This window comes from Pseudomonas sp. UM16 (genome assembly GCF_050312595.1).
GTDB lineage: Bacteria > Pseudomonadota > Gammaproteobacteria > Pseudomonadales > Pseudomonadaceae > Aquipseudomonas.
Genome location: NZ_JBNPJT010000023.1, coordinates 38,629 through 64,984 on the forward strand (window position 1 = coordinate 38,629; position 26,356 = coordinate 64,984).

Annotated in this window: 26 protein-coding genes and 1 pseudogene; 15 read left to right on the forward strand and 12 right to left on the reverse strand. The window is 60.2% G+C overall.

Annotation, left to right across the window (positions count from 1 at the left end; translation table 11 throughout):
- Window positions 1–43: 43 nt before the first annotated feature.
- A complete protein-coding gene (locus ACQRAX_RS22655; protein ID WP_412040766.1) occupies window positions 44–424 on the reverse strand; it encodes a hypothetical protein in 381 nt (126 codons plus the stop codon).
- Between the two features lie 429 nt (window positions 425–853).
- Between ACQRAX_RS22655 and ACQRAX_RS22660 the strand changes: the two genes are divergently transcribed.
- Genes ACQRAX_RS22660 through ACQRAX_RS22680 form a run of 5 tightly spaced genes read left to right on the forward strand, consistent with a single transcriptional unit; the run spans window position 854 to window position 7,211 of the window.
- On the forward strand, window positions 854–2,317 hold the full coding sequence (locus ACQRAX_RS22660) for a serralysin family metalloprotease (protein WP_412040765.1): 1,464 nt from the start codon (window positions 854–856) through the stop codon (window positions 2,315–2,317).
- 59 nt (window positions 2,318–2,376) lie between these two features.
- Window positions 2,377–2,754, forward strand: a complete 378-nt coding sequence (locus ACQRAX_RS22665; RefSeq protein ID WP_412040764.1) for an AprI/Inh family metalloprotease inhibitor — start codon at window positions 2,377–2,379, stop codon at window positions 2,752–2,754.
- A gap of 46 nt (window positions 2,755–2,800) precedes the next feature.
- Window positions 2,801–4,549: a type I secretion system permease/ATPase gene (locus ACQRAX_RS22670; RefSeq protein ID WP_412040763.1), complete on the forward strand. Its 1,749-nt coding sequence runs from the start codon at window positions 2,801–2,803 to the stop codon at window positions 4,547–4,549.
- Window positions 4,546–5,859 carry an HlyD family type I secretion periplasmic adaptor subunit gene (locus ACQRAX_RS22675; protein ID WP_412040762.1) on the forward strand — a complete coding sequence of 438 codons (1,314 nt, stop codon included), beginning with the start codon at window positions 4,546–4,548 and terminating at the stop codon, window positions 5,857–5,859. Before ACQRAX_RS22670 ends, ACQRAX_RS22675 begins: the two co-directional genes overlap by 4 nt.
- Window positions 5,860–5,870: 11 nt before the next feature.
- Entirely contained in the window at window positions 5,871–7,211 is a 1,341-nt protein-coding gene (locus ACQRAX_RS22680) for a TolC family outer membrane protein (protein WP_412040761.1), read from the forward strand.
- Here ACQRAX_RS22680 and ACQRAX_RS22685 read toward each other — a convergent pair.
- A complete protein-coding gene (locus ACQRAX_RS22685; protein ID WP_412040760.1) occupies window positions 7,208–8,401 on the reverse strand; it encodes an MFS transporter in 1,194 nt (397 codons plus the stop codon). The two genes, ACQRAX_RS22680 and ACQRAX_RS22685, sit on opposite strands and share 4 nt — an antisense overlap.
- A gap of 106 nt (window positions 8,402–8,507) precedes the next feature.
- Here ACQRAX_RS22685 and ACQRAX_RS22690 point away from each other — a divergent pair, with 106 nt between their 5' ends.
- Window positions 8,508–9,395 carry a LysR family transcriptional regulator gene (locus ACQRAX_RS22690; RefSeq protein WP_412040759.1) on the forward strand — a complete coding sequence of 296 codons (888 nt, stop codon included), beginning with the start codon at window positions 8,508–8,510 and terminating at the stop codon, window positions 9,393–9,395.
- A 5-nt stretch (window positions 9,396–9,400) separates the two neighbouring features.
- Here the strand turns inward: ACQRAX_RS22690 and ACQRAX_RS22695 are convergent, their stop codons facing one another.
- Window positions 9,401–10,150, reverse strand: coding sequence for a 3-oxoacyl-ACP reductase family protein (locus ACQRAX_RS22695; RefSeq protein WP_412040758.1), 750 nt, complete (start codon window positions 10,148–10,150; stop codon window positions 9,401–9,403).
- 124 nt (window positions 10,151–10,274) lie between these two features.
- Between ACQRAX_RS22695 and ACQRAX_RS22700 the strand changes: the two genes are divergently transcribed.
- Window positions 10,275–11,204, forward strand: coding sequence for a LysR family transcriptional regulator (locus tag ACQRAX_RS22700; protein WP_412040757.1), 930 nt, complete (start codon window positions 10,275–10,277; stop codon window positions 11,202–11,204).
- 29 nt (window positions 11,205–11,233) lie between these two features.
- On the opposite strand, the gene ACQRAX_RS22705 is transcribed toward ACQRAX_RS22700, so the two are convergent.
- Together ACQRAX_RS22705 and ACQRAX_RS22710 are read right to left on the reverse strand one after the other, a co-directional pair.
- Window positions 11,234–11,716, reverse strand: a complete 483-nt coding sequence (locus ACQRAX_RS22705; RefSeq protein WP_412040756.1) for a GreA/GreB family elongation factor — start codon at window positions 11,714–11,716, stop codon at window positions 11,234–11,236.
- Window positions 11,717–11,721: 5 nt separating this feature from the next.
- Window positions 11,722–12,096 carry a hypothetical protein gene (locus ACQRAX_RS22710; protein ID WP_412040755.1) on the reverse strand — a complete coding sequence of 125 codons (375 nt, stop codon included), beginning with the start codon at window positions 12,094–12,096 and terminating at the stop codon, window positions 11,722–11,724.
- A gap of 121 nt (window positions 12,097–12,217) precedes the next feature.
- Here ACQRAX_RS22710 and earP point away from each other — a divergent pair, with 121 nt between their 5' ends.
- Both earP and ACQRAX_RS22720 read left to right on the forward strand, forming a co-directional pair.
- The gene (gene earP / locus ACQRAX_RS22715; protein ID WP_412040754.1) at window positions 12,218–13,351 is read left to right on the forward strand and encodes an elongation factor P maturation arginine rhamnosyltransferase EarP; all 1,134 of its coding nucleotides are present in this window, start codon (window positions 12,218–12,220) and stop codon (window positions 13,349–13,351) included.
- A gap of 48 nt (window positions 13,352–13,399) precedes the next feature.
- Window positions 13,400–13,972, forward strand: a complete 573-nt coding sequence (locus ACQRAX_RS22720) for an elongation factor P (RefSeq protein ID WP_045187067.1) — start codon at window positions 13,400–13,402, stop codon at window positions 13,970–13,972.
- A 67-nt stretch (window positions 13,973–14,039) separates the two neighbouring features.
- Here ACQRAX_RS22720 and ACQRAX_RS22725 read toward each other — a convergent pair whose 3' ends face one another.
- From ACQRAX_RS22725 to ACQRAX_RS22735, 3 genes are all read right to left on the reverse strand, one after another.
- Complete coding sequence (locus tag ACQRAX_RS22725; protein ID WP_412040753.1) at window positions 14,040–14,468, reverse strand: organic hydroperoxide resistance protein; 429 nt, start codon at window positions 14,466–14,468, stop codon at window positions 14,040–14,042.
- A gap of 126 nt (window positions 14,469–14,594) precedes the next feature.
- Window positions 14,595–15,050: a MarR family winged helix-turn-helix transcriptional regulator gene (locus ACQRAX_RS22730; protein WP_412040752.1), complete on the reverse strand. Its 456-nt coding sequence runs from the start codon at window positions 15,048–15,050 to the stop codon at window positions 14,595–14,597.
- Window positions 15,051–15,108: 58 nt separating this feature from the next.
- The gene (locus ACQRAX_RS22735) at window positions 15,109–16,062 is read right to left on the reverse strand and encodes a LysR family transcriptional regulator (protein WP_412040751.1); all 954 of its coding nucleotides are present in this window, start codon (window positions 16,060–16,062) and stop codon (window positions 15,109–15,111) included.
- Between the two features lie 110 nt (window positions 16,063–16,172).
- Here ACQRAX_RS22735 and ACQRAX_RS22740 point away from each other — a divergent pair, with 110 nt between their 5' ends.
- Window positions 16,173–16,922: a sulfite exporter TauE/SafE family protein gene (locus tag ACQRAX_RS22740; RefSeq protein ID WP_412040750.1), complete on the forward strand. Its 750-nt coding sequence runs from the start codon at window positions 16,173–16,175 to the stop codon at window positions 16,920–16,922.
- Here ACQRAX_RS22740 and ACQRAX_RS22745 read toward each other — a convergent pair.
- Entirely contained in the window at window positions 16,912–17,766 is an 855-nt protein-coding gene (locus ACQRAX_RS22745) for a LysR family transcriptional regulator (protein ID WP_412040749.1), read from the reverse strand. The genes ACQRAX_RS22740 and ACQRAX_RS22745 overlap by 11 nt on opposite strands.
- Window positions 17,767–17,863: 97 nt before the next feature.
- Here ACQRAX_RS22745 and ACQRAX_RS22750 point away from each other — a divergent pair, with 97 nt between their 5' ends.
- Both ACQRAX_RS22750 and ACQRAX_RS22755 read left to right on the forward strand, forming a co-directional pair.
- A complete protein-coding gene (locus tag ACQRAX_RS22750; RefSeq protein ID WP_412040748.1) occupies window positions 17,864–18,082 on the forward strand; it encodes a DUF1127 domain-containing protein in 219 nt (72 codons plus the stop codon).
- 58 nt (window positions 18,083–18,140) lie between these two features.
- Window positions 18,141–19,382, forward strand: coding sequence for a winged helix-turn-helix domain-containing protein (locus ACQRAX_RS22755; protein WP_412040747.1), 1,242 nt, complete (start codon window positions 18,141–18,143; stop codon window positions 19,380–19,382).
- On the opposite strand, the gene ACQRAX_RS22760 is transcribed toward ACQRAX_RS22755, so the two are convergent.
- The gene (locus tag ACQRAX_RS22760; protein ID WP_412040746.1) at window positions 19,363–20,709 is read right to left on the reverse strand and encodes a class II 3-deoxy-7-phosphoheptulonate synthase; all 1,347 of its coding nucleotides are present in this window, start codon (window positions 20,707–20,709) and stop codon (window positions 19,363–19,365) included. The two genes, ACQRAX_RS22755 and ACQRAX_RS22760, sit on opposite strands and share 20 nt — an antisense overlap.
- 129 nt (window positions 20,710–20,838) lie before the next feature.
- On the opposite strand from ACQRAX_RS22760, the gene ACQRAX_RS22765 reads away from it, so the two are divergent.
- Both ACQRAX_RS22765 and ACQRAX_RS22770 read left to right on the forward strand, forming a co-directional pair.
- A complete protein-coding gene (locus ACQRAX_RS22765; protein WP_412040745.1) occupies window positions 20,839–21,594 on the forward strand; it encodes a spermidine synthase in 756 nt (251 codons plus the stop codon).
- A gap of 322 nt (window positions 21,595–21,916) precedes the next feature.
- Window positions 21,917–23,612 (forward strand): annotated as a pseudogene (locus tag ACQRAX_RS22770) (DEAD/DEAH box helicase).
- Between the two features lie 90 nt (window positions 23,613–23,702).
- Here ACQRAX_RS22770 and ACQRAX_RS22775 read toward each other — a convergent pair.
- The gene (locus ACQRAX_RS22775) at window positions 23,703–24,470 is read right to left on the reverse strand and encodes a DODA-type extradiol aromatic ring-opening family dioxygenase (RefSeq protein ID WP_412040744.1); all 768 of its coding nucleotides are present in this window, start codon (window positions 24,468–24,470) and stop codon (window positions 23,703–23,705) included.
- Between the two features lie 103 nt (window positions 24,471–24,573).
- On the opposite strand from ACQRAX_RS22775, the gene ACQRAX_RS22780 reads away from it, so the two are divergent.
- Window positions 24,574–25,224, forward strand: a complete 651-nt coding sequence (locus ACQRAX_RS22780) for a thiopurine S-methyltransferase (RefSeq protein WP_412040743.1) — start codon at window positions 24,574–24,576, stop codon at window positions 25,222–25,224.
- A gap of 47 nt (window positions 25,225–25,271) precedes the next feature.
- On the opposite strand, the gene htpX is transcribed toward ACQRAX_RS22780, so the two are convergent.
- Entirely contained in the window at window positions 25,272–26,159 is an 888-nt protein-coding gene (gene htpX / locus ACQRAX_RS22785; RefSeq protein WP_203479180.1) for a protease HtpX, read from the reverse strand.
- Between the last annotated feature and the right edge of the window lie 197 nt (window positions 26,160–26,356).

Genomic DNA, 26,356 nt, shown 5'->3' on the forward strand with positions numbered 1-26,356 from the left:
CAGGGTGCCTTGAAGCGATGTAACGAATCCCGCGAGCGTCGATTCAGCGATTGGCCGCCGGTAGCGCATGGCGCTGCCAGTGCGTGTTGAGCTTCGACCAGGTCTTGCTGTCGGTGATCGCCATGAGCTTGCGACCATCCTTGAAGGTGGCCAGGAAGGTCACCTCCTCTTCCTTGCCGCCGAGCCAGAAGCCGGCGATCAAACCTACCGGGCCTGCCACCAGTGCGCCGGCCATGCCCCAACCAAGGGCGCTGCCCAGGCTGCGACTGGACTCCTGGTTGGCGAGCAGCAGTTCGCGGATACCGGAAAGGGCAATTTTTTCCCCAGAAGAAGGGTTGCGGCAGCTTTTGAGTGTGAGCGATCCATTGCGGTACTCGCCTTCACCTTGCAAGAAGTCGCCGGACTGAACCGTGAGCCTTGTCATTGTGGCATCCATTAAGAAGGGGGGGTGAGCAATCGCTACTCAGCACCCGGCGCTACGACAAGTCAATCGTTAAGCGACGGAGGGTAATTCGTCCGAGTTGTCACAAAAAAGTCATTTGTTCAAGGCTCAGATTTAATTACGTATTGTCGGGCGTCGCATTCAGGTAATAAAAGTTCGTTTTTTAAAACTAAATTTGTGCCGTTGGTTTTCGTCAGTTGCACACATTTAAGATATATCGCGTTTGCGCAAATAGGTTAAGAATTTCTAAATAAGCGAGTGCAAAAAAGTGCGCTAAGAAAAAGCTGGACAGTGCATTTGTAAATGTGTCAGCTTTTCCCGGCCTCATTTAAGGCGAGTGATAGGACGATCTCGCCGCGGGAGCGTCCTGTCGGACAACAACTGCTTTTTTGTAAACAAGGAAGTGTCTGTATGTCGAAAGTAAAAGAAAGCGCTATTGTTTCTGCCGGCTCTGTATTGCAACCCCTGGGTGCAAGTTCCGCTTTCGGTCTGATCAATAGTTTCAGCCACCAGTATGATCGCGGCGGCAATGCGACCGTCAATGGCAAGCCTTCGTTCTCGGTCGATCAGGCCGCTACCCAGTTGCTGCGAGATGGCGCGGCCTGGCGAGACATGAACAAGGACGGCACCATCAGCCTCACCTATACCTTCCTGACCAAAGCCCCGTCCGATTTTTATGGCCAGGACTTGGGCTCGTTCAGCGCTTTCTCGGCGCAGCAGAAGGCGCAAGCGCAGCTGTCCATGCAGTCCTGGGCCGACGTGGCCAAGGTAACCTTCAGGGAGTCGGCCTCAGGCGGCGACGGTCACATGACCTTCGGCAACTACAGTGATGGCAGCACGGGCGGGGCGGCATTCGCTTATCTGCCGTTTTATGGCCCGGGCTCGAACATGGGTGAATCCTGGTACCTGATCAACAGTCAGTACCAGGCCAACATCAACCCACAAAACGGTAACTATGGTCGCCAGACACTGACCCACGAAATCGGACATGTGCTGGGCCTGTCTCACCCTGGCGACTACAACGCCGGTGAAGGCTATCCCAGCTATGCCGATGCCTCGTACGGCCAGGACACCCGCGGCTACAGCGTCATGAGTTACTGGAGCGAAAGCAACACCGGCCAGAACTTTACCAAAGGCGGTGTGCAGGTCTACGCTTCGGCGCCGTTGATGGATGACATCGCGGCGATCCAGAAACTCTACGGTGCCAACTACGCCGCTCGCTCCAGCGATACCGTGTACGGTTTCAACTCCAGCGCCGATCGCGATTTCTACTCGGCCACTTCGGCCTCGTCGAAAATCGTGTTCTCGGTTTGGGACGGCGGCGGTAACGACACTCTGGACTTCTCCGGTTTCACCCAGAACCAGAAAATCAACCTCAATGAGGCCTCGTTCTCGGACGTCGGCGGCATGATTGGCAATATCTCCATTGCCAAGGGTGTCACCGTCGAGAATGCCTTTGGCGGTTCCGGAAACGACCTGCTGATCGGCAATGCTGTTGCCAATGAACTCAAGGGCGGTGCCGGCAACGACATCATCTACGGGGCCGGAGGCGGTGACAAACTCTGGGGCGCAAGTGGGGCCGATACCTTCGTGTTTGCGGCTAGCAGCGACTCGACCCCGAGTGCAGCTGACCGGATCATGGATTTTGTCAGTGGTCAGGACAAGATCGATCTGTCGGCCATTGCCAGCTTTGCCACAGACAAGCTACCGCTGCAGTTCGTCGATGTCTTCACCGGGCATGCCGGCGAGGCGGTATTGAGCTTCGATCAGGCGAGCAATCTGGGTAGCCTGTCTATCGACTTCACTGGCAACAGTCTGTCTGATTTCCTGGTGACTACCGTAGGTCAAGCTGTCGCCACGGATATCGTGGTCTGATTGCAGTGTGGGGGCGGTGCGCAAGCGCCGCCTTTGGCCCATGGGAGAACGGAGCGAAGATGGCTTTCAAGCGAATGATCGCGCTCGGCGCGGTTCCCCTGATGTTGATCACAGAGGTTGGTATGGCCGGTAGCCTGCTGTTGCCCAATCCCGCGCAGTTGGCCGGTGACTGGACGCTTTACCCCGAAAACGAACCGGTGGCGGCGTGCCAGTTGCGGCTATATGCGCCCGAAACCCGGTTGGGCGGAGACCTTCAGTGCTTGCAGCAATTACTCGGTCAGTCCGCCAGTAGTTGGCTGGTAACGCCGGACACATTGGCGCTGGTCGGCGCAGATGGCAGTGCCGTTGTGCACTTTAATCGTTACAAACCCGATAGCTACAAGTGGATAACGCCCGCCGGCAAGACACTACTGTTGAAACGTAAGAATAAAGATTAAACACGTGTAAGCAAGTGCCGATTTTTCAGGGATAGAAAGGCGGACAATGAACAGGTCGAATACTAAGGCCGAGGCCCCGTTATGGGCGGCACTGGCCCGCTATAAGTCGATATTGATCAGTGTTGGTTGTTTCACAGCATTGATTAATATCCTCATGCTGGTGCCCTCGGTTTATATGCTGCAAGTCTATGATCGAGTGTTGTCGTCACAAAACCACACCACCCTGTGGATGTTGACCTTAATGGTCGTCGGTTTTTTTATATTTATCGGTATGCTCGAGGTGATTCGCAGTTTTATTGTTATTCGCGTGGGCCAGCAGTTGGAACAGGGGTTCAACCTGTCGGTCTATCGCGCTGCGTTCGAACGCAACTTGCGTCAAGGCGATGGTCAGGCTGCGCAATCACTCAATGATTTGACCCAGTTGCGTCAATTTGTCACCGGCCCGGCATTGTTCGCCTTCTTCGATGCTCCATGGTTTCCGATCTACCTGGCGGTGATGTTTGTCTTTAACGTCTGGCTTGGGGTCATAGCTTGCGTGGGTGCGTTGCTGTTGATTGCGCTGGCGGTGCTGAACGAGCGTCTGACCCATAAGCCGCTGGTGCAAGCCAGCGGCTTTCAGCAACAGTCCAGCCAACTCGCCGACAGCCAACTGCACAACGCCGAAAGCATCCAGGCCATGGGCATGCTTGGCACCTTGCGCAAGCGTTGGTTCATCTTGCATGCACGTTTTCTGGCGTTGCAGAACCGGGCCAGCGATACCTCGGCAGTGATCACCGCGATCAGCAAATCCTTGCGCCTGTGCTTGCAATCATTGGTGTTGGGCCTGGGTGCTCTCTTGGTGATCGAGGGGCAGATGACCCCGGGAATGATGATCGCCGGTTCAATCCTCATGGGCCGGGTGTTGAGCCCCATCGACCAGTTGATCGCCGTGTGGAAGCAGTGGAGCGGGGCGCAGTTGGCCTACCAGCGCCTCGATGGCTTGCTGCGTGAGTTCCCAGAACCACCGGCACCGATGGCGTTGCCGGCCCCGAGCGGGCGGCTGAGTTTCGAGCAGGTCAGCGCCGGCCCCCCCGGCAAGCGGGTGGCGACCTTGCAGCAGATCAGTTTCAACTTGCAGGCGGGAGAGGTGTTAGGCGTGTTGGGGGCCTCGGGTTCTGGCAAGTCGACGTTGGCCAAGGTATTGGTGGGTGTCTGGCCGACGCTGGCGGGCATCGTCCGGCTGGATGGCGCCGACCTTCACCGCTGGGACCGAGAGGCGCTCGGCCCGCATATCGGTTACCTGCCGCAGAACATCGAACTGCTGCGTGGCAGCATTGCCGAGAACATCGCCCGGTTCGCCGAGCTCGATGGTCACAAAGTGGTCGAGGCTGCGCGTCAGGCCGGCGTGCATGAGATGATCCTGCGCTTGCCACAAGGCTATGACACCCGGCTTGGCGAGGGTGGCAGTGATCTGTCCGGTGGGCAGAAGCAGCGCATTGCCCTGGCGCGTGCCTTGTACGGTGAGCCCCGGCTGATCGTTCTGGATGAACCGAACTCCAACCTCGACACTCAGGGCGAAGCTGCCCTGGCGACGGCCATCGCCCAGATGAAAGCCCAAGGCCGCAGCGTGGTGCTGGTCACGCACCGTTCGGCTGCCTTGGCCCAGGCCGATAAACTGCTGGTACTCAATGACGGCCGGTTGCAGGTCTTCGGCCCAGCCCAGGATGTGCTGCACGCCCTGAGCCGGGCCCAGGAGCAGGCCGTGCGTCAGGCCCCGGCAGTGAATGCTGCGGCGGTTGCCGGAGGTGGCGCATGAGCCAGGTTGCAACCGATACAACCGCCAACGGTCGTGATGCACGCTTTTTTGTTCGACTGGGCTGGCTGCTGACCTTGCTCGGCTTCGGCGGCTTTCTCGCGTGGGCAACCTTCGCCCCCCTGGACCAGGGCGTTACTGTGCCGGGCACGGTGGTAGTTTCAGGCAAGCGCAAGGCGGTGCAGTCCTTGGCGGGAGGCGTGGTCAGCCGGATCCTGGTCGGTGAAGGGCAGAGGGTCAAACAGGGGCAGCCGCTGTTTCGCCTCGATCAAACCCAGGTCCTGGCGCAGGTGCAGTCCCTGCAGGCTCAGTACCGAGTGGCCTGGGCCAGCCTGGCGCGTTGGCAAAGCGAACGCGATAACCTGGCGCAGATCACCTTTCCTGCGCAACTCAGTGATGATCCTGACCCGCAGTTGAGTCTGGTGCTGGAATCCCAGCGCCAGCTGTTCAGTAGCCGCCGCGACGCGCAAGCCCGCGAACAGTCCGGGCTGACGGCAAGCATCGAAGGGGCCGTGGCGCAACTGGCCGGGATGCGTCGCGCCAGAGGCGATTTGCAAGCCCAGGCCGACTCTTTGCGTGAACAACTGGACAACCTCAAACCACTGGCCAGTCAGGGCTATATTCCGCGTAATCGCTTGCTGGAGTACCAGCGTCAGTTGTCCCAGGTTCAACGTGACCTGGCGCAGAACAGTGGGGACAGTGCGCGACTGGAGCAAGACATTGTCGAGTCGCGCCTGAACCTGCAGCAGCGCCGCGAGGAGTACCAGAAAGAGGTGCGCAGCCAATTGGCCGAAGCTCAGCTCAAGAGTGTAACCCTGGAGCAGCAACTGACTTCCGCCGGGTTCGACCTTCAGCACAGTGAAATCCTCGCGCCGGTCGATGGCATTGCCGTCAACCTCGGTGTGCACACCGAAGGCGCCGTTCTGCGTGCCGGAGAAACGCTGCTCGAAGTGGTGCCCCAGGGTACCGCGCTGGAGGTCGAAGGGCGCTTGCCGGTCAACCTTGTGGATAAAGTCGCGGTGCAATTGCCTGTGGACATCCTCTTCACCGCGTTCAACCAGAGCAGTACCCCGCGGGTAGTGGGGGAGGTGGTGCTGATTTCCGCCGACCAACTGCTCGACGACAAGACGGGCCAGCCGTACTACGTGCTGCGCAGCACCGTCAGTGAACAGGCCCTGACCCAGCTTAATGGCCTGGTGATCAAGCCGGGCATGCCGGCCGAACTGTTTGTGCGCACAGGCGAACGTTCGCTGCTCAATTACCTGTTCAAACCCCTGCTCGACCGGGCAGGCAGCGCCTTGACCGAACAATAGGACGTCCGCGAATGAAAAGCTTGATGACCGGGCTGCTGGCGGCGTTCGCCCTGACCACCGGGGACGCTGTGCAGGCCATGGGACCGTTTCAAGTCTACGAGCAAGCCCTGCGTAAGGACCCAGTGTTCCTTGGCGCGCTCAAGTCCCGTGAGTCGGGACAGGAGAACCGGGCCATTGGCCGCGCCGGATTGCTGCCTAACCTGTCCTACAACTACAACAAGGGCCGCAACGATTCCAAGGCCAGTTATCTGGGCGATTCGCGACGTGAAAGTGATGATCGTCACTACGACAGCTATGGCTCCAGTTTCATCCTCCAGCAGCCGCTGTTCGATTACGAGGCCTATGCCAGTTATCGCAAGGGTGTGGCCCAGGCGCTGTTTGCCGACGAGGAGTTTCGCGGCAAGAGTCAGGAGCTACTGGTGCGGGTGATGACCAGCTATACACAAGCGCTGTTCGCAGAGGATCAGATCGGCATCAGTGTGGCCAGCAAGCAGGCTTATCAGCAGCAGTTTCAGCAAAACCAGCAGTTGTTTCAGCAAGGTGAGGGTACCCGCACCGATATTCTTGAAGCCCAGGCACGTTACGAGCTGGCCGACGCTGAAGAAATCCAGGCGCGCAACGATCAGGATGCCGCGTTGCGTGAGCTCGGCGCGTTAATCGGCGAGCCTGCGGCGCTGATCGAAGAGCTGGCTCCGCTCAATGACGGCTTTTCGTTGCTGGCCGTGCAACCGTCCAGCTTCGAGGCCTGGCATGAACTGGCGCTGGCCAATAACCCGCAGTTGGCTTCCCAGCGTCAGGCATTGGAAGTGGCTGCGTACGAAGTCGAACGCAATCGCGCAGGGCACTTGCCCAAGGTGACAGCCTATGCCACCTCACGGCGCATGGAGTCCGATAGCGGCAACACCTACAACCAGCGCTACACCACCAACACCATTGGCGTGGAAGTCAGCCTGCCGCTGTTTGCCGGTGGCGGCGTATCGGCGTCGACCCGCCAGGCCAGCCGCAACCTGGAACAGGCGGAGTACGAACTGGACGGCAACACCCGCAGTACCTTGATTGAGTTACGACGCCAGTACAATGCCTGCCAATCCGGCGCCAGCCGCCTGCGTGCCTACGAGCGGGCGCTGGCTTCGGCCAAGGCCCTGGTGATTTCGACCCGTCAGAGCGTGCTGGGTGGCGAACGGGTCAACCTCGATGTGCTCAATGCCGAACAACAGCTTGCCACCACCCGTCGCGACTTGGCCCAGGCGCGCTACGACTACTTGCTGGCCTGGATCAAGCTGCATTACTACGCCGGCACGCTGCGCGAGGAGCACCTGGCCAAGGTCGATGAAGCCTTCATCCGCCGTTAGGCTGTGCGCGTGCGCAGGTTGCGCTGACGTTCGGCCAGGGCCCAGACCAGCAAGGCCAGGCTGCCGATCACCAGGCCGGCGAGGACGATGCCGTTCCAACCATAGGACTGGAACAGCTGGGTGCCGAGCAGTGAGCCCAGCGCACCACCAATGAAGTAGCAAGTGATGTAGCCTGCGTTCAGGCGATTGCGAGCTTCTGGGCGCAGCACAATCACCGCGTTCTGGTTGCTGACATGCACCAGTTGCACGGCCAGGTCGAGCAGCAGCACGCCGATCAGCAGCGCCACCAGCGACGTTTGCGCGAACCCTAGCGGTATCCATGACAGCAGCAGCGCCAGCAAGCCGACCGTGGTGCCCAGCGGCCCCTTGCCGCGATCAGCCAGGCGCCCAGCCCAATTGGCCGACAGCGCGCCAGCAGCACCGGCCAGACCAAACAGGCCGATCACGGCGTCCGAGTACTGGTAGGGTTCAGCCGCCAGAAGAAATGCCAAAGGGGTCCAGAACAGGGCGAATAGGCTAAAGGCCAGCAACCCGAGCAACGACCGCAGGCGCAACACCGGTTCGTCGACGAACAAACGAAACACTGAAGCAATCAGCGCGGGATAGCTGAGCCCAGCGTGTTGGTGGCGTTCCGGCAACGCCCGTGCCAAGGCAATGGCACACACCGCCATCAACGCTGCCGCCAGCAGGTAGATGCTGCGCCATCCGCCCAGTTCGGCCATGAAGCCGGCCGCCGTACGGGCCAGGAGGATGCCCAGCAATAAGCCGCTCATCAACGTGCCGACCACCCGCCCGCGCTGGCTCGGATCGCTCAAGCCTGCTGCCATCGGCACCAGAATCTGGGCCACAACCGAGAACAGGCCGGTCAAGGTGGTACCCAGTAACAGCCACACCAGGCTTGGTGAGAAGGCACTGATCAACAAGCCCAGGGTACTGATGGCGATCATGCTGACGATCAGCCGGCGTTGTTCAAACATATCGCCCAATGGTGCCAGCAGCAGGAGACCGGCGCCGTAGCTCAGTTGTGCAGCAATGACGATGGCCCCGGCGCTGGCGGTGGTCAGGCCGAAATGCTCGGCAATGCTGTGCAGCAATGGTTGCGCGTAGTAGTTGCTGGCCACGGCGAGGCCGGTGGCAGTTGCCATCAGCAGGATCAGGCCGCGGCTTAAGGGAGAGGTGGAGGAGGTCATGGACCGTCTCAATTAGTGGCAGTTAGGGAGTGACAGTATCGGAAATGCGCTAGCATGACGCCAATGTATCGTTTTCATTCTATCCATCTTGAAAATAGATCGTTCCATGAATTTGAAGCAGATCGAATATGCCTTGGCGGTAGTCGACACTGGCAGTTTCACCCGCGCTGCTGAGCGTTGCCATGTGGTGCAGTCGGCACTGAGCCACCAGATCGCCCGGCTTGAGGAAACCCTCGGTGTCATTCTGTTCGAGCGTAGCTCGCGACGGGTACGCCTGACGCCTGCAGGCGAGGCCTTCGTACACAGCGCCCGACCGGCCCTCGAAGCTACCCGGCGCATTGCCGAAGATGTAGCCGCAGCGTGTGGTGAGGTGCGCGGGCAATTATCCATCGGCGAGATTACCTCGCTGACCGAGCTTGACTTGGTCGATTTGCTGGCCGGGTTTCATCGTCAACACCCGAAAGTCGATATCCGCTGGCTGATGGCCAAGAGTGAACTGCTGATCGCCGATGTTCAGGAACGGCGCCTGGATGTCGGCTTTATCGGCGTCTGGCCGGGACAGCGCCTGGAAGGCGTCGAATTCCGCTTGCTGGCCGAAGAAGAACTGGTGGCCGTGTTGCCGATGGGCCATGCACTGACGGCAGTAGAGGCGTTGACCTTGGGGGATCTGGAAGATCAGCCACTGGTGGATTTTCCAGCTGGCACTGGTGCCCGGCGGCAAACCGATGAGGCTTTCGCTGCTGCGGGTGTGCGCCACCGGGTGCAATTTGAGGTGACCAATGTGCGCCTGGTGGAGAAATTCGTGCAGCGCGCCCTGGCCGTGGGGTTGGTGCCGGCGCGTATCGCCAGTAGCTTCAAAGATGTTGCCATTGCAGCGATTCGCGATGCACCTCAGCGTCGTCTCTACGCCATCTGGTCGAAAACCCCCACCCCGGCTGCGCGGGCTTTTGTTCACATGATCGAACAAAGTTTGGCGAACCGGGAGGGCAACTGAGTGCATCAGGCAGCAAAACCACCGTCGATGGTCAGGCTGGCGCCGGTGATGTAGGCCGCTTCAGGGCTGGCCAGGTAGGCGACAAAGCTGGCGATTTCCTCGACTTCACCGTAGCGACCTACCGCCATGTAGCCCATCAGGCTGTCGGCGAACTCGCCATGGGCCGGGTTCATCTCGGTGTCGACCGGACCAGGTTGCACGTTATTGATAGTGATGCCCAGTGGGCCAAGGTCGCGAGCCAGGCCACGGGTTAGGCCGACCAGCGCTGACTTGCTCATGGCATACGGGCCACCGCCGGCGAAGGGCATGCGTTCGGCATTGGTACTGCCAATGTTGATAATCCGGCCACCCTGACCCATGTGGCGAGCGGCAGCCTGAGTGGCGACGAAGACGCTGCGCACGTTGACTGCCAGGGTCCGATCAAAGTCGTCCAGGTCGAACTCCAGCAGCGGGGCGACCGCCAGGACACCGGCATTGTTGACGAGGATATCGAGCCTACCGAAAGTTTCGACGGTCGTTTCTACCGCGCGTTGCACGGCGCTGGCATCAGCGCTGTCGGCCTGGATCGCCAATGCGTTGCCGCCACTGGCAAGGATACTTTGTTGCAGCGCCTGGGCTTGCTCGGTGGCATTGGCGTAGGTGAAGGCGACACTGGCGCCTTCGCTGGCCAGGCGTTTGACGATGGCCGCGCCGATACCGCGTGAGCCGCCCTGGATCAAAGCTACTTTGCCGCTGAGACGAGTTTGAGTCGACATGTTCTGCTCCCGAAAGAACCAGGCTGGATGCCTTGGATGAGGCTCAGTATCGACGGCAGATTACCCTCTGTGTAGCCACTAATCGCTATAGTCTGTGTAAACCAGAAGTATGGAATCGCTTGTTGTGGAAACGTTTAGCAGTATCGAATGCTTCGTCCGTAGTGCCGAAGTTGGCAGCTTCGCCGAGGCTGCCCGGCGCTTGAGTTTGACGCCAGCTGCTGTGGGCAAGAACGTTGCTCGCCTGGAGACGCGCCTGGGCGTGCGCTTGTTTCAACGCAGCACGCGGCGCCTGACCTTGACCGAAGCCGGTCAACGCTTTCTCGGCGAAGTGGCCAGCAGCTTTCAGACCATCCAGCATGCCGTCGCCAACCTTGCCAGCGCCCAAGGGCAGCCGGCCGGAACCCTGAAGGTGAGCATGGGCACGGTGTTCGGGCGTTTATACATCGTGCCGTTGCTGGCTGAATTTCTGCAGCGTTTTCCGGCGATCAATCCGGACTGGCATTTTGATAATCGCCAGGTCGACTTGATCGGTCAGGGGTTCGATGCTGCTATTGGTGGTGGTTTCGACCTGCCTCAAGGCGTTGTCGCCCGCAAGCTGACCCCGGCGCACCGGATTTTGGTGGCGGCTCCGGCGTACCTGGCGCGGCACCCGGCGATCTGCCGACCGGACGACTTGCAAGCGCTCGATGGGATCCTCATCCGTTCACCGCAAACCGGGCGGGTGCGCACCTGGCCGCTGACCAACCGTCAGCAGGAACAGAGCCCGTTGAAGATTCGCTTGCGCATGACCATGAGTGATTCGGAAGCCGGCTGTGCTGCGGCACAGCAGGGGCTGGGGGTGGCTCTGGTGAGCATGCCGTTTGCCGTACCGTACCTGCAGGCAGGTAGCCTCTTGCGTGTGTTGCCGGACTGGTATGTGGATGATGGAAACATCAGCCTGTACTACGCCGAGCACAAGTTGTTGCCGGGCAAAACACGGGTGTTTGTTGAATACATCATTGAGCAGTTTGCGCAGCAGGGATTGGCGCAGCGATTCAATGCGTTGGGGGCCTGAAAACAACGCCAGCAGCGCCGGCGCTACATTCAGCTAACGCCAACCACCACAAAGTGCTGCTGCTTTGCACCGAGAACCAGGCTGACGTCATCATCCTCGCGTTTACCCATCAGGCTTTGCCCCAACGGCGAGCGCGGAGTAATCACCGTCACCAACTGCTCGCCCTGGCCAATCTTCAAGCCAGCGCCTTCAGGTCCGAGGAATAAGCGCTGGCAGCGACCGTTCTCAGCTTCCAGTGTGACCAGATTGCTCACCTGAATGCCGAGTGCAGGATCGTAATCGCGCAACAGTAAATGCTGATACGCCGCCCGTGCCTGACGAATCTCTTCCATGCGCCGGGCTTGTCCGGTTGCCAGGTAGGAAGCCTCCAGGCCCAAGGTGTCGTACTTATTTTCAGCGATGTTTTCTTCGGCGGTGGCCGCTTCATAGGCAGTCTGTGCCGCGCGCTGGGCCACATCCAGGTCACGGCTCAAGGTGTCGATGATGCGTTGCAGCAGGTCGGCTTTGTTCATGGCGATCAGTTACAGAATTCCAAAACCAGGGCGCGGCTCTTTTCGGTCGGCGCGGTGCGGTTCTGTTGCAGCCAGAACTGGCACTTGGGGTTGGCCAGGTTGCGCAGGTTACCTTCAGCCTGATCCTCGGCTTGCTGAGCCTGCTGCTTGTGCAGGATCTGTTTGTACTGCTCGAACATCTGGCTCTGCGGATCGGCAGCCGGAGCAACTGCTGGCGGCGTCAGCACTTGGCTCAAGGGGTGTACGCTTTCAGGTATCAGGCGCCACGCCAACCACAGGCTCAAGGCAATAGCTACTGCGCCGAGCCACAGACCTAGGGCGATGCACAGAGTCAGTTGCACGGGCTTTAAGGTGATTTTCAGTTCACGAGGGCGGGGCATGGTGGCCTCCTGGCCAGGGCACGGGCGCTCATTGTCGCATGCCGCAACGGGTTTTTTTCGCGGTACGCTTTTGTCTGCGATGATTTACCCGGACAATCGGCGCTTTTTTCAGGGGCCAGCGATGAAAACGCACTGGGACATTTTCTGTTGTGTCGTCGACAACTACGGCGATATCGGCGTGACCTGGCGCTTGGCCCGGCAACTGGTGGCAGAACAGGGCGTGGCTGTGCGCTTGTGGGTGGATGACCTCAGTGCTTTCGTGCGCATCTGCCCCGAAGCTGACGCCCAGGCTGCACAGCAATGGCAACAGGGCGTGCAGGTTTGTCATTGGCAGGCAGACTGGCAGGAAATCTCAGTAGCCGATGTAGTCATTGGCGCTTTTGCCTGTCAGTTGCCGGCTGCCTATGTGCAGGCAATGGTCGATTGCCCACGTCCGCCGCTGTGGCTGAACCTGGACTACCTCAGCGCTGAAGGCTGGGTTGAAGGCTGCCATGGCTTGCCTTCACCGCAGCCCAATGGTCTGCGCAAGGTGTTTTTCTTTCCTGGTTTTACCGCTAAAACCGGGGGCCTGCTGCGCGAGGCGACACTGCTGGCGCGGCGTGAAGCGTTCGAGCAGAACCCGGCCGCACGCCAGGCATTTCTTCAGCACCTGGGTGTGACGCCCGCCAGCGACGCTCGCCTGATCTCGCTGTTCGCCTACGAGAATCCGAGCCTGGCCAGTTGGCTCGACGCCCTGGCCGCTGATAGTCGCGCCAACCATCTGCTGGTCCCCGAAGGACGTGTTCTCGGCGATGTGCAGGCCTGGTTCGGCGCGCAGCCTTTGCCTGTAGGCGCTGTAGCAACGCGTGGCGCCCTGACCGTGCAGATCCTGCCCTTCGTCAGTCAGGATGAGTACGATCAACTGCTCTGGTGCTGCGACTTCAATGCTGTGCGCGGCGAAGACTCGTTCGTACGCGCGCAATGGGCTGGCCGCCCGCTGCTCTGGCATATCTATGTGCAGGAAGAGTACGCACACTGGGAAAAGCTCGAAGCGTTTCTTGATCACTACGTTGTCGGGCTGTCGCCGCTGGCGAAAGCCGCCATGGTCGATTTGTGGCGTGCCTGGAACATGGATCGCGATATGGGGCCGGCCTGGAAACAAGTGCTTGAGCACTGGGCCGAACTCGACCAGCATGCTCGGCGCTGGAGTGCCGAGCAGGCCGCTCAGCCGGACCTTGCCGCGGCGCTGGTACAGTTTTACCGAAATTGGCTATGATATGCGGCCTCGATTTTTGTAAATCCATCCAAATTCGGATATCTCGCAATGAAAACTGGTAAAGAGCTGAAACCTGGTACCGTACTGCGGATCGACAACGACCCGTGGCTGGTTCAGAAAGCTGAATTCACTAAGTCGGGCCGTAACAGCGCGATCATGAAGACCAAGCTGAAGAACCTGCTGACCGGCTACAAGACTGAAACCGTTTACTCGGCCGACGACAAGCTGGACGACGTGATCCTGGACCGCAAAGAAGCGACCCTGTCGTTCATCAGCGGTGACACCTACACGTTCATGGACACCACTGACTACACCATGTACGAACTGAACGCCGAAGACATCGAGGCCGTTCTGCCGTTCATCGAAGAAGGCATGACCGACGTCTGTGAAGCCGTGTTCTTCGAAGATCGTCTGGTTTCGGTTGAACTGCCGACCACCATCGTTCGTAAAGTTGCCTACACCGAAGGTTCCGCCCGTGGCGATACTTCCGGCAAGGTCATGAAGCCTGCCAAGCTGAGCAACGGTACCGAACTGAGTGTTGCCGACTTCATCGAAATCGATGACATGATCGAGATCGATACCCGCGAAGGTGGCTCCTACAAGGGCCGCGCCAAGGTTTAAGCCTGGCGTCTGCGCGAACACGAAAAACCCGGCCTAGGCCGGGTTTTTTTATGCCTGGGCTTTACCCTCAGACCGTGACGTTCAGGCGCACATCGACATTGCCGCGGGTAGCGTTGGAGTACGGGCAAACCTGATGGGCTGCGTCTACCAGCGCTTGTGCCTCGGCCTGTTCCAGCCCCGGCAGGTTGATGTCCAGGTCAATGTCCAGGCCAAAGCCACCGGGGATCTGGCCAATGCCGACCTTGGCGGTGATTGAGCTGTCAGCCGGAAGGGCTTTTTTCTGCTGACCGGCGACGAACTTCAGGGCGCCGATAAAGCACGCTGAGTAGCCGGCAGCGAACAGTTGCTCGGGGTTGGTGCCTTCACCACCCGCGCCGCCCAACTCCTTGGGGGTGCTCAGCTTGACTTCCAGCTTACCGTCGCTGGAGCACGAACCGCCGTCGCGACCGCCAGTGGACTTGGCTTCGGCAATGTACAGGGGAGTGACCTTTTGCATGATGAGCCTCGCGTGCTTGCTGCGCCGTGGCGCTGGTGGGTGTGGAAATTAAATTAGCGCGCAATTATTTAGCGCGCAAGTTAATTTTTCGACTTTCCGCATGAGCGGTCATACACAGCATAGTCCTCAGAGGCTTTTTTGCAGGTTGGCGCGCAGTTCCAGCAGGTCGGCTTGCAGCTGCTGCAGGCGTTCGAGGCTCTGGCCGCTGGCGCTCAAAATGCACGGCGGTACGCGTTTGGCTTGTTGCTGCAGAGCGCGGCCTTGATCGGTCAGTTGCACTTGCACCACCCGTTCGTCGTCACGGCTGCGCGTGCGCTTGAGCAAGCCTTCGGCTTCCAGGCGTTTGAGCAGCGGGGTCAGTGAGCCGGGGTCGGTCAACAGGCGCTGACTGATTTCACCAACGGTCAGGCCGTCCTGTTGCCATAGCACGAGCATGGCCAGGTACTGTGGATAAGTCAGCCCCAGCGCTTGCAGCAATGGCTTGTAAACCTTGGTCATGAGCAGCGAGGTGGAGTGCAGGGCAAAGCATACCTGATTGTCCAGCAGCAGTTCGTCGCACGGAGCATGGGTGTCGGCGTTCATGCAAATCCTTTGATCAATTGATCGATTAAATTTAGCACGCTGTTGATTGGTGCGCTGACTACCAGCGCAGCTCGCTTTGCAGGGCCAGGTCCCAAGGGGGCACCGGGCTGAAGCGGCTCTTGAGGAATTCGAGCAGCAAACGGCTGCGAGAGTTCGTTTCATGTTCCAGGCGCAACGCATAGATGCCACTGGATTCGGCGACGGGCAGACCGTTCTCGCAGAACAGCGGCAGCAGTTCGCCACGCAGCAGGTATTCGCTGATCAGCCAAGTCGGCAGGTGGGCGATCCCCAAACCTGCCAAGGCACCGAACAACAGGGTTTCGGCGTTGTTGGCGCTCATGCGCATGCGTGTCGGACGGTACAGGCGCATCTGTTCGGCAACGGTGAAACGCCAGGCGAAGGGCGGGGCTAGGCCGTCCCAGTCCAGACCATCGTGCTCGGGGAGTTCCGCAGGGCTTGCTGGTATGCCACGTGTCGCCAGGTATGCCGGGCTGGCGCAGGCGATACGCACCATGTAGGCCAGCGGGGTGGCTACCAGGCGGGTGTCGGCCAAGGGGCCGGCGCGCAGCACCAAGTCGACTTCCCCCAGGTGCGAGCCGTGCAGGTCGACGAAACTGTCGATCAGGCGCAGCTGTACATCCAGCCCCGGATAAGCCACGAGAAAATCGGCAATCGCCGGAGCCAAATGGCGCCGACCGAAAGCGGCGGGGGCATCGATGCGGATCAGGCCTTCCGGAGCGTTGCTCAGCGACACCGCCTCAGCGCGGGCCAGGCGCAGTTCCTCGACGATGCGCCGGGCCCGTTCGGCAAACGCATTGCCTGCTGGTGTCGGGCGTACGGCGTGGGTGCTGCGCACGAACAGGCGGCTACCGACGGCGCTTTCCAGAGCGTCGATGCGCCGCGCCACGGCGGACGGTGTAAGTGGATGGCGACGGGCGGTGGCAGAGAAACTGCCGGTTTCCAGTACATCCAGGAACAGACTGAGTTGTTCGGTGAGGGCATCCGGATTCATTGCTATGTTCTGCTTTTGCGTAGTTGGCACAGCCATTGTGCGTTGCTGTGCGTTTCCCCGCTAGCCTTGGCTCGGTAGCATGCAGCGATTGGACTTTCTGAGAGATGGCAATGATCGAGTGGGCAATGTACATAGCGCTGGGCGCTGCACTGGGGACCGTCGGCGGGCTGTTCGGCATCGGCGGCGGGCTGATCGCGATTCCGGCGCTCGGCGTACTGTTCGGTCTCGACCAACAACTGGCGCAGGGCACGGCCCTGGTCATGGTCGTGCCCAATGTGTTGCTGGCGCTGTGGCGCTATCACCAACGCAATCGCATTGAGCTGCGTCATGCCTTGCCGCTGGCAGTTGCCAGTTTTGTCTTTGCCTGGCTCGGTTCGATCTGGGCAGTGGGTGTGGATGCGCAATCGATGCGCTTGGGTTTTGTCCTGTTCTTGGTCGCTCTGGCGGTCTGGAACCTGGCGCGAATGTTCATGCCCAAGGCACAACCGAGCACTGAGCTGCGCCATTCCTGGCCCTGGCTTGGGGTGTTGGGCGGCGGTGCTGGGGTACTTGGCGGCTTGTTCGGTGTCGGTGGCGCGGTGGTGGCAACGCCGGTGCTGACCAGTGTCTTTGGCACCACGCAAGTGGTGGCCCAAGGGTTGTCGCTGGCTCTGGCTGCGCCCAGCACCGCGGTAACCTTGCTGACCTATGGCGTGCACCAGCATGTGCAATGGAGCATGGGCATCCCGTTGGCGGTGGGGGGGCTGCTGAGCATCAGCTGGGGGGTGAAACTGGCTCATGCCCTGCCGGAAAAGGTCCTGCGTTCACTGTTCTGTGGCTTCCTGGTGCTCTGTGCGGTGATGCTGGCGTTCAAGATCTGAAGCCTTCGATGATGTAGTCGGCCATGCAGTCGGTCATCGGTGATTGGCTGCTGTTGTTGCGCAGTAGCATGATGCTGGCGGTCGGCAACAGTGGCAGCCCCTCGGCTTCACCGATCACGCGCAGATCGCTGGTGATCAGGCTCTGCAACTGTGCGGTGACGGCCAGGCCAGCGCTGACCACCGCCATGATCGCCGGGGTGCTGGCGCTGGTATAGGCAAGGCGGTACTCCTTATCGATCGCATCCAGGGCATTGCAGGCCCAGGTCCGGCAACAGCAGTCGGTGTTGAATACCGCCAGAGGTAATGGATTGTGCTCATGCGGGCAAAAACCTTGAGCCTGGACCCAGACCGCAGGCTCGCGACGCAGCAACTGGCCGACTTCATGGCCGGGTTCACAGGTGACGATGGTCATGTCCAAGTCCTGGCGTTGCATCAGCTGTCGCGAGCTTTCGCAGTGAACCTCGACCTGGATCAAGGGGTAGGCCTGGGCAAAGCTGGAGAGGATGCCGGGCAGAAAGCGCATGGCGTAGTCGTCTGGCGTGCCAATGCGCACCATGCCGACCATGTGCGGCATGCGCAGGGTGTTGAACACTTCGCCGTGGAGCTTGAGGATGCGCCGGGCATAGCCGAGCAGCACCTGGCCCTCGGCGGTCAGGCGCACCTGGCGGCCATCACGCTCGAATAGCTGGCGTTGGATGATGTCTTCTTCCAGACGTTTCATCTGCATGCTCACCGCTGACTGGGTGCGGTTGACCACTTCGCCAGCGCGGGTGAAGCCGCCGTGTTCGGCAATGGCAACAAAAGTGCGCAACACGTCTGAGTCGATACTCTGGTACTGGGACATTGCATCAATTCCCTAGATGTATGACATAAGAAACATTCGTTGGATTGATCTTAGGCCCGCGCTGACACTGTCGTCATCCCACACGGAGGGTAAGACGATGAAAGGTCAGGTTCTGATTCCCCAAGCTGCCCACAGTGGCTTCTCCCACCTTGTCCGTGGCGTCGTTCAGCAACTGGCACGCTGGCAGCAGTTGCACCGGCAACGTATGGAGCTGGCGCGCCTGAGTGATGCGGCGCTGCACGATATCGGCATGAGCCGCGTCGATGTGTTGCAGGAGGTGGAGCGGCCATTCTGGGATGACCCACTGAAAAAATGAGTCGCGCCATGAGGGCATCGCTACTACTTTAAGTGGGCTTGTTCAGAGGGAGTCGGGCATGCCCACCCATCAATCCTTTTCCTTGTTGCAAGCGCGACGTCTGGTTTTGTCGGCCCAGGGCTTCGCGCTGCCGGCGCCCCGTTCAACGGTGACTAGCGCTCATCTGCAACGGGTGTTCACGCGCTTGGGTGTGGTGCAGATCGATTCGGTCAATGCCTTGGTGCGCTCCCATTACCTGCCGCTGTTTTCCCGCTTGGGCAGTTATCCACAGGCGCTGTTTGACCAGATCGCCTGGGGTGGCAGTCGTCAGCGCCGGCTGTTTGAGTATTGGGGGCATGAAGCTTCATTGTTGCCGCTGGATCTCTATCCCTTGCTGCGCTGGCGCATGGACCGAGCGCGCCAAGGTCAGGGTATTTATCAACAGTTGGCGCGATTCGGTCGTGAGCAGCAAGCGACCATCGCCCGCGTGCTTGCCGCTGTCACTGCACAAGGTGCGTTGGGCGCGGGCAGTTTGTCGACGCGAGCCGAGCGCGCCGGCCCATGGTGGGACTGGAGCGCGGAAAAACATGCGCTGGAATGGCTGTTTGCCGCAGGCCTGGTGACCGTGGCCGGGCGACGAGGCTTCGAGCGCCTGTACGATTTGCCGGAGCGGGTACTGCCAGCGGCGCTGTTGCAACAACCACCGCTCGACGAGGCCCAGGCGCAACGACAGTTGTTGTTGCAAGCGGCCCGTGCCTTGGGGGTGGCGAGCGAAAAGGACCTGCGTGACTATTATCGATTGAGCCCGGCAGACAGCCGCGCGCGAGTCGCCGAGCTGGTTGAGGAGGGGCAGTTGCAAGTCTGTGCCGTGCAAGGCTGGGGGCAACCGGCCTACTGCCTGGACAGCGTGCGGCTGCCGCGCAAGGTGGTGTGCCACGCGCTGCTGTCGCCATTCGATTCATTGGTGTGGGAGCGCGAGCGGACCGAGCGGCTGTTTGATTTTCGCTACCGTCTGGAGATCTACACCCCAGCGCACAAGCGGGTGTATGGCTATTACGTGTTGCCCTTTCTGTACAACGAGCGGATTGCCGCGCGGGTTGATTTGCGTGCCGAACGGGCCATTGAGCGTCTGGCGATTCATGCGGTGCATGAAGAGGCGCAGGGGCTGGATGAGACAGGCATGCAGGCCTTGGCCGACAGCCTGTGGCGCTTGGCTGCCTGGCTCGGCTTGCGTCAGGTGCAGCTCAATTGTCCACGGGCCAGCGCCGCGCGATTGCGCCCAGCGCTGGCCCGCAGTGCTTTCAGCGGCGGACTTGCTTGAGGGTTTCGGCGATCAGGAAGGCCAATTCCAACGACTGATCGGCGTTCATCCGCGGGTCGCAGTGCGTGTGGTAGCGGTCAGACAGGGCGTCTTCGGTGATCGGCCGGGCACCGCCGATGCATTCGGTGACGTTCTGCCCGGTCATTTCGATGTGAATGCCACCGGCGTGGCTGCCTTCAGCCTGGTGCACCTGGAAGAACTGCTTGACCTCGCTGAGGATCTGCGCGAAATCGCGGGTCTTGTAGCCGCTGCTGGCCTTGATCGTGTTGCCGTGCATCGGGTCGGAGCTCCATAGCACCTGACGACCTTCGCGCTCGACACTGCGGATCAGCGCCGGCAGGTGCTCGCCGACCTTGTTGGCGCCCATGCGCACAATCAGGTTGAGGCGGCCGGGATCGTTGTCCGGGTTGAGCACATCGATCAAGCGAATCAGCTCCTCGGTGTTCATGCTCGGGCCGACCTTGACGCCGATCGGATTGTTCACCCCGCGCAGGAATTCCACGTGTGCACCGTCGAGCTGGCGGGTACGGTCGCCGATCCAGAGCATGTGCGCCGAACAGTCGTAGTAGTCGTTGGTCAGGCTGTCGCGACGGACGAAGGCTTCTTCATAGTTCAACAGCAGGGCTTCGTGAGCGGTGAAGAAACTGGTTTCACGCAATTGTGGCGAGCTGTCCATGCCGCAGGCGCGCATGAACGCCAGGGTTTCGTCGATGCGGTCTGCCAGTTGGCTGTATTTTTCTGCCAGTGCCGAGTTGGCGATGAAATCCAGGTTCCACTTGTGCACCTGGTGCAAGTCGGCAAAGCCGCCTTGGGCAAAGGCGCGCAGCAGGTTCAGGCTGGCGGTGGACTGGTGGTAGGCCTGCAGCAGGCGCTCGGGGTCGGGCACTCGGCTTTTTTCGTCAAAACCAATGCCGTTGACGATATCGCCACGGTAGGCCGGCAGGGTCACCCCGGCGATGGTCTCATCGCCGGCCGAACGTGGCTTGGCAAATTGCCCGGCCATGCGTCCGACTTTGACCACCGGGCAGCCAGCGGCAAAGGTCATGACGATAGCCATTTGCAGCAACACCTTGAAAGTGTCACGAATTTTTGCCGCGGAAAACTCGGCGAAACTCTCCGCGCAATCGCCGCCTTGCAGGAGGAACGCGCGGCCCTGGGTGACCTCGGCGAATTGCCGGCGCAGCTCTCGCGCCTCGCCAGCGAAGACCAGCGGCGGGTAGCTGGCCAAGGTCTGTTCGACCTTGAGCAGGTGCGCAGCGTCAGGGTAGGTCGGTTGTTGCTGGATCGGCAGGGCGCGCCAGCTGTCAGGGCTCCAGGGTTGGTTCATCACGGGCTCGGTCAGGTCGGAAATGGGCTGTCTGCCATGGTAACAGTTGCCGCATGCCTTGTTGCACTGGCGCGGTTGACGGACAATGGCGGTTTTTGCTTGGGGCAGCGGCGCTTGCCGGGAGACAGCATGACAGTGGAACGGGTAGAGCGCGTGCTGGCCCAGGTGCAGGATCAATACGGCACCATCAGCGTGCTGGAGGTCGAGGACTACCGGTTTCTCGAGTTTGGCGAGGCGATCGAGCAGAGCTGCGTGTTCACCGCCGACCCGAGCTGGCTGGAATATGACTATACCCGCGCCATGCTGATTGGTGCACTGTGTCACGCCGAGCCTGAAAGTGCGTTGTTTCTCGGCCTGGGTGCCGGCACCCTGACTCAGGCCTGCCTGAAGTTTTTGCCGCTGGAAGACGTCGAAGCCATCGAGCTGCGCCCCGATGTTCCGCGTCTGGCCATCGAGTACCTGGGGCTGGATGACGACCCACGGTTGTACATCCGCATTGGCGATGCCATGGAGCTACTCAACAGCGCCGAACCTGCCGACCTGATTTTCGTCGACCTCTACACCGACCACGGTCCGGGGGTCGCGCACCTGGCATGGCGCTTCCTGGAGGATTGCCAGAAGCGCTTGAATCCTGGTGGCTGGCTGGTGATCAACCAATGGGCCGGCGATGATGGCAAACCCCTGGGGGCTGCCTTGTTGCGCGGTCTCTACCACCGCCACTACTGGGAGCTGCCGGTCAAGGAGGGCAATGTGATTATTATCGTACCCGCCGACCTTGAGCAAATCCTGGACATGGACGGCCTCAATGCTCGCGCCGAGGCGTTGGCGCCGCGCCTGGGCTACTCGCTGCAAACGCTGATCGCAGCCATTCGCCCGGCCTCCTGAGCCGCGCCGTTGAGCGGTTGGCGGAAAAACGATTCAGCCGCCCGCTACCTCACCCGCAGCAGACCCGTGGTAACGTGGTCTGGCGTAGGCGTGTTGGAATAAAAAATCTCCCGTGATTTGCGAATTCAGGTATAGTACGCGCCGGTCTTTTACCGGACCTCGTTTAAGTAGTGCAATTCCCCGAAGCCAGCTTCGGCTGCGCGTCCGCACCGCGGACTCTCCTTAGACGTTCCTATTTTTCTTCAATCGTTTTCGCAAATCCCCGCCGACAAAGCTGCCAGGGTGACCTTCGGGTCTTACAAGGCATGTGCAGCTTTGGAGCATGGGTCTTTGCGGATGCACTTAGAGGCAGACCCATGACCCAGGAAACCGGCGGCTTCGCCGCTCTCGATCTTCATCCGAGCATTGTTGCTGCAGTATTGGCTACCGGCTACGAAGAGCCATCCGCCATTCAGCAGCAATCGATCCCGATTATTCTTGCCGGTCATGACATGATCGGTCAGGCGCAGACAGGTACCGGTAAAACCGCCGCCTTCGCTCTGCCAATCCTGCACCGTATCGACCCTAGCAAGCGCGAGCCGCAAGCCCTGATCCTGGCGCCAACCCGTGAGTTGGCGCTGCAAGTAGCCACCGCTTTTGAAACCTACGCCAAGCAGATGCCAGGCGTTACCGTGGTGGCCGTATACGGTGGTGCCCCAATGGGCCCACAACTGAAAGCAATCCGTAACGGCGCGCAAATTGTCGTTGCTACCCCTGGCCGTCTGTGCGACCACCTGCGTCGCGACGAGAAGGTCCTGGCAACCGTCAATCACCTGGTGCTCGACGAAGCCGACGAAATGCTCAAGCTGGGCTTCATGGATGACCTCGAAGTGATCTTCAAGGCCATGCCGGAAACCCGCCAGACCGTGCTGTTCTCTGCGACCCTGCCGGCCTCGATCCGTGCAATCGCTGAGCGTCACCTGCGTGATCCGAAGCACGTCAAGATCCAGACCAAGACTCAGACCGTGACTGCCATTGAGCAGGCTCATCTGATGGTCCATGCCGACCAGAAGGTTTCCGCTGTCCTGCGTTTGCTGGAAGTGGAAGAGTTCGACGCGCTGATCGCCTTCGTGCGTACCAAGCAAGCCACCCTCGACCTGGCCAGCGCCTTGGAAGCCAAAGGCTACAAAGCCGCTGCGTTGAACGGTGATATTGCCCAGAACCAGCGTGAGCGTGTCATCGACTCGCTCAAGGATGGTCGCCTGGACATCGTCGTTGCTACTGACGTCGCTGCCCGTGGCCTGGACGTACCGCGCATCACTCACGTGTTCAACGTTGACATGCCGTACGACCCAGAGTCCTACGTTCACCGTATTGGCCGTACCGGTCGTGCTGGCCGTGAAGGTCGTGCACTGCTGCTGGTCACTCCGCGTGAGCGTCGCATGCTGCAGGTGATCGAGCGTGTTACCGGGCAGAAAGTTGCTGAAGTTCGTCTGCCTAACGCCCAGGCCGTTCTTGATGCGCGCATCAAGAAGCTGACCAACAGCCTGGCGCCGCTGGTTGCTGACGCTGAGTCGACCCATGGTGATCTGCTTGATCGTCTGACTGCCGACATCGGTTGCAGCCCGCGTGCCCTGGCCGCAGCCCTGCTGCGCAAGGCGACCAACGCTCAGGCTCTGACCCTGGAAGCGGTCGAGAAAGAGCAGCCGCTGGTTCCGACCTACACCCCGCGTGAGCGCACTGGCGAGCGTCCAGAGCGTGGCGAGCGTGAGCGTCGTGCGCCAATGCCGCTGGGCGAAGGTCGTGCTCGTTGCCGTACCGCGCTGGGTGCGCGTGATGGTATCGCTGCCAAGAACCTGCTCGGCGCCATCCTTAACGAAGGCGGCCTGGCCCGCGAAGCAATTGGCCGCATCCAGGTGCGTGATAGCTTCAGCTTGGTTGAGCTGCCGGAAGAAGGCCTGGAGCGTCTGCTGGCTAAACTCAAGGACACTCGTGTTGCCGGTAAGCAGCTGAAGCTGCGCCGCTACCGCGAAGATTGATCCGCGAGTACTAAAAAAATCCCCGACTGGTTCGGGGATTTTTTTTGTCTGTAACAACGGTAATCTCGCGCCGTAGCCGCCGCTGCCGGGCTAATCAAACCGATAGATATCCATCCCCAGCGCCCCCAGAGTGAATCCCTGGTGGGCAATAGCGAACTGTCCACCGGCACCACGGGCAAAATACAGCGGCAACAAATGTTCATCGCTCGGATGATTGCGTACCGCAAACGGTGCCTGCTGTCGGTAGTTGTGTAGGGCGGGAGTGTCGTCAGTCGTTAGCTTGTCGACCATCCAGTCACGAAAGGCCAAGGCCCAGGGTTCGATGCTTTCCGGGCCTGCGTGCCAATCCAGTTCGCCAAGGTTATGGGTGATGCTGCCGGAGCCGATCAACAAGATGTCTTCTTCGCGCAGGCCAGCCAAGGCGCGGCCCACCAGTTCTTGCAGTTGCGGGCCGAGCTGGGTCGGCAGGGAGATCTGCACCACGGGTATCTCGGCCTTGGGGTACATCAGCGACAACGGCACCCAGGTGCCATGATCGAACGGGCGTTGTGGATCTAGGCGCGCTGGCAGGCCGGCAGCACACAGTAGCTGGCTGACCCGTTGAGCCAATGCTGGGTCGCCGGGGGCGGGGTATTGGACGGCGTACAAGGCCGCTGGAAAGCCCCCGAAGTCATGCCAGGTGTCCGGTTGCGGATTACTGGTGACCAGCAGCTCACGGCTTTCCCAGTGTGCTGAGACTACTACGATGGCTTTCGGCTGCCCCAACTCGGCAGCCAGGCGTTTCAGGGCCGGGCCGCTGGCGCCTGGTTTCAGAGCGAGCATGGGTGAACCATGCGAAATAAACAGACTTGGCAGCATAGGGGCGCTCCTGACGTTAAGATGAGCCCATCTTCAGGCAGAACATTGATCTAAATCTAATATAAGTTTTTGCAGTATTTGATCGAATTTATCGAGGTGAGACATGCACGCGGAGTTCTGGCATTCACGCTGGGCGAGTAATCAGATCGGTTTTCATCAGTCTCGGGTCAACAGCTACCTTCAACAGTACTGGCCAGCGCTGACGCTGACGGCGGGAGAGCGGGTGCTGGTGCCTTTGTGCGGAAAGAGCCTGGACATGCTCTGGCTGGCCGGGCAGGGCTTGCAGGTGCTCGGTGTCGAGCTGTCGGAGCGGGCCGTGGAGGACTTTTTCGAGGAGCACCAGTTGCAGCCGCAGGTTGAGCAGAGCGGCGCCTTCAAGGTTTACCGTTGTGAGGATATCGAAATTCGTTGTGGTGATTTCTTCGCCTTGACGGCTGAAGACGTGCGCGGTTGCAGCGCGTTATACGACCGTGCTGCGGTTATCGCCCTGCCAGCGGAAATGCGCAAACGCTACGTTGCCCACCTGCAGGCAATACTGCCAGTAACGGCGAAGGGACTGTTGATCACGCTGGATTACGATCAGGCGCAAATCGATGGCCCGCCGTTTGCGGTTACCGATGTTGAGGTGCAGGTGCTGTTTGCTGCCTGGCACCCCGTTGAGCAGGCTGTGCACGATGTGCTGGGAGACAGCCCGAAATTTCAGCAGGCCGGCTGCAATCATCTGCTGGAGCGGGTCTATCGATTGCAGCGCTAAAACAGAAAGGGCGACCCGCAGGTCGCCCTTTTTTCATGCGGTGTTGCTTAGCCGCGACGGCGCAACGCTTCGATACGGTCTTCCAGTGGCGGGTGGCTCATCAGCAGGCCAGCCAGGCCCTGCTTGAGGCCGCCATTGATGCCGAAGGCGTTCAGGGTGTCGGGCATGTGCACCGGCACGCCTTGTTCCGAGCGCAGGCGCTGCAAGGCGCCGATCATCGCGCCGGTACCCGCCAAGCGAGCGCCGGCTTCGTCAGCGCGGTATTCGCGTTTACGCGAGAACCACATGACGATCGTGCTGGCCAGGATGCCGAGAATCAGCTCGGCAACGATGGTTGCGATGTAGTAGGCGATGCCTTGACCTTCTTCGTTCTTGAAAATCACCTTGTCGACAAAGTTGCCGATGATGCGGGCGAAAAACATCACGAAGGTGTTCACTACACCCTGGATCAGCGCCAGGGTGACCATGTCGCCGTTGGCCACGTGGCCAATCTCGTGAGCCAGGACCGCACGTACTTCATCGGGTGAGAATCGCTCCAGCAGGCCCTGGCTGACTGCGACCAGGGCGTCATTGCGGTTCCAGCCGGTGGCGAAGGCGTTGGCCTCGTAGGCCGGGAAGATGCCCACTTCCGGCATCTTGATGCCAGCTTCGCGGGACAGCTCTTCAACGGTCTGCAACAGCCACTGTTCGTGGCGAGTGCGCGGCTGGCTGATGATCTGCGTGCCGGTGCTCATTTTCGCCATCCACTTGGAGATGAACAGCGAAATCAGCGAGCCGGCAAAGCCGAACACGGCGCAGAAAATCAGCAGCTGGTCGAGCTTGAGGTCAACCCCGTTTGCCGCCATGAACCCATTGAAGCCGAACAGGCTCAAGGTAATGCTGGCAATCAGCACAACCGCAAGGTTGGTGGCTACAAACAGTAAGATGCGCATCATGGTTGTTACGTTCTCCTGACGGATAAAAATGTCACGTATGCGGGGTATATAAGGCGCGGGCTCCGGTGATTCAACCGGGCGACTATTTCAAACTGTGTACTTCTTTGTATTACAGCCGAATTCCATCATCCCGCACGGCAGAGCGCCAGGACTTACATAGGGGGTAATCAAGCTGTAGGAACTGCGCCGGGGGTGGC